This window comes from Flavobacterium poyangense (assembly GCF_011751075.1).
Taxonomy (GTDB): domain Bacteria; phylum Bacteroidota; class Bacteroidia; order Flavobacteriales; family Flavobacteriaceae; genus Flavobacterium; species Flavobacterium poyangense.
Window position 1 is genome coordinate 1 of sequence record NZ_JAALLN010000114.1, and the last position, 651, is coordinate 651.

General features: G+C 39.3%; 1 tRNA gene. It reads left to right on the forward strand.

Annotated elements, in window-relative coordinates:
• Positions 1-271 precede the first annotated feature (271 nt).
• Positions 272-344 (forward strand) — tRNA-Ser (locus tag G3A47_RS22860).
• The last annotated feature ends 307 nt before the right edge of the window (positions 345-651 follow it).

A 651-nucleotide genomic window follows, 5' to 3' on the forward strand; every position in this document is an offset into this window, starting at 1 on the left:
ATTCCAATATATACTAGACGTTCCCCAGAGCACAGTAGTGAGTTTGGTTAACTTCAAATGCCGTTATCTCATTCATAACTCATCATTATCCTTTCTTCCATACTTTCTCCTCTGTGTTTCATCCCGACTGTCAATAATAAAAGGGGTTAAATAACATCTAATTTGAATATCATATGACAGTCTTAGCTAGTTAATAAATATATAAATGATCGCACATAGCCCCATAAGTGCGTTCTCTCTTACCCTTGGAAATGTCGCACGGGCAATGCTTCGCTCCGTAGCTCAGTCGGTAGAGCACTCGCCCGGACAGCGAGAGGTCCCAGGTTCGGATCCTGGCGGGGCTGAACATTTGCTTCGTGTTGACATTTCCATTTTCACTCACTTCCATTGCTTCCTTATCATTCCTTCATTAATTCCCCAACTTCAGAATTGTCAAACAAACCCGTTTGTTTCTGTAGTTGTGGGAAAAACATATATACATTCATAACTCATCATCATCCTTTCTTCCATTCTTTCTCCTCTATGTATCATCCGGACTGTCGATAATAAAAAAGGGGTTTAATAACATCTTGTAATTTGAATATAATATGACAGTCATTGTTCGTTAATAAATGTAAATGATCGCACATAGCTCCATAAGTGCGTTCCCTC